The 2,039-nt window shown below is 53.8% G+C and carries 1 protein-coding gene; it reads right to left on the bottom strand.

Translation table 11 applies throughout. From position 1 onward, the window contains the following. Positions 1-241 precede the first annotated feature (241 nt). Positions 242-2,039: HEAT repeat domain-containing protein (locus tag VFS25_RS16540; RefSeq protein WP_326463276.1), on the bottom strand; the 1,798-nt coding region annotated here is incomplete at its 5' end.

Below are 2,039 nucleotides of genomic sequence, written 5' to 3'. Positions count from 1 at the left end.
CAGAATGTGAAAGAGTATTACCATATACTTAGTCATGTGAGTGTGCGCGACGCACATTGCTACCAGCAGATATGGTCATTGTTCAAAAAAGATGTTGAAACGCTGGAAAGCATTTTCAAAAGCAATATTTACTCCCTGCAGTCAACAATGCCCCTGGGCATGGCACGGTAACACCGGCTGCATAAAAAAAGTCTTCAGGTACATGGCCTGAAGACTTTTTTATATGCTGCAGCAATAAGCGTTAACTATTCTCCTTTTGCGTTGCCAGGAAGCTTACCACATCCCGGATCTCTTTTTTGGAGAGGATGGCCTTCATGTCGGGCATGCTGGACGGCGCATATTCCTTATTCTTTATTTCATCATTAGGAATAGTGCGTACCTCATCCCCTTCTTTTATTTTCAGGCCTGCTTTTGTTTCTTCCTGTAAAACGCCCGACAGCTTTTTACCGTCTTTCAGCTCCAGTATCACCATGCCAAAACCAGGCGCCAGGCGCGCGCTGGGCGATATGAGCGCCTGCAGTATCTGCTCGCGCGATATGCGGCTGGCTACGCCGTTCAAACGCGGGCCCGCATTGCCGCCCCTGTCGTTGTAAGAATGGCAGCGCATACACTGGGAGTTCTGGTTGCCAAAAAATACGTGCCTGCCCCGGTCGGGATCGCCGCCCTGCAGGCAGCTGGCGTAAGCAGCCACCAGGTCGTTGGACGACAGCTTGCTGCTGATGGATTTATAGCGTGCGATCAACGGTTGTGAATGCGTGCTGTCTATTGCTTCGCCCAGCTCCAGGTAAACATCCGCTCCCAGCTTGCCGGCTTCCATTTTATTCAGCAGCTCGTCAAAGGTTTTGCCGGTATTAGCCACCGGCAGCTTGCCCAGGGTTAATATAGCAGCCTGCTTTTCTTCCATGGGTTTGGTGTTGATCACGTCTGTCAGCAGGCTTACCATTACATCTTTTGATATGTTCAGCTGTTCCAGCAGGTCAAGGCCGGCTACGCGCACATCTTTTTCCTTATCGGAAAGCGCCAGGCGGATGGCCTGCTCCACTGACGGGTCTTTCAGGTTTACCAGCGCCTGCAGCGCTGCTACGCGCATGGCCGGCTCCCGGTCTGTTTTCAGCACGGCCAGCAATGCGGGCGCCGCCTGCTGTATGTGCAGCTTGCTAACCGCTTTGGCTGCGCTGAGCCTTACCGGCAGCTCCTTATTTTTCAACAATCCTGTAAGCGCATTGCCGGCATGGTTCACTACCGGTGCAGCATCCCGTTTCACCTCACCGCGCAGCCGTCCGTCTACACGGTCCAGCACAGAGGGTTTGGCCCATACGCTTAATACATCAATCGCTTCTGCACGCATGGCGGCAGGGCCGCCTTCATTCACTGCATAACGGATCAGGCTTTGCAGCGCCGTATCTGTGCCTACCCGCAGGTTGGCATTAATTACGCGGCGCAGCAGCGCTTCATTGGTAAAGCGGGTGGTATTCAGCAGGCCGGCCAGCGCAGGCAATGCCGGTTCAATGGAAAGATCGTCGTTAATGGCGCGGGCTGCTTCTGTTACTACAAATTCATCCGGATCATTCAGGAATTTTGCAACGCCGGGGTCGCGCATTCTCCTGAGCGCTACTACGGCTGCAATCCTTAATGCACGCGAAGGGCTGGAAGCCAGGGCTACTACCGGCGCGGGCTTTCCAATGCGCGCCAGGGCCAGGCACCCGGCGTGGCGCAGGTAAGTATCTTTATCGTCATTATCCTGCAGGAAAGAGATGATGGGCTGTACAGCCGGTTCATAGGCAATGCGGCCCAGCGCTTCCGCTGCAAAAAAACGGGCGCGGGCAGCAGTATCTTTTAATAAGGGCAGCAGCTGAGGACCTGCTTCCTTATAACGAACGTCGCCCAGCCATTTTGCAGCCTGCGCCCTTATTTCAGGATCATTATCCTTTAATACGGGCACCAGTATGGCGGCATATTTTTTATCCTGGCGCGCCAGCTGGCTAATACCCCAAATAGCGTTTACACGCGCCAGTTGGCTGGCGGTTTGCTTTAACGCC

Source organism: Chitinophaga sp. (genome assembly GCF_035761305.1).
Lineage (GTDB): Bacteria > Bacteroidota > Bacteroidia > Chitinophagales > Chitinophagaceae > Chitinophaga.
Note: the sequence above shows the minus strand (reverse complement) of the source record. Positions and strands in the feature narration are given on the sequence as shown.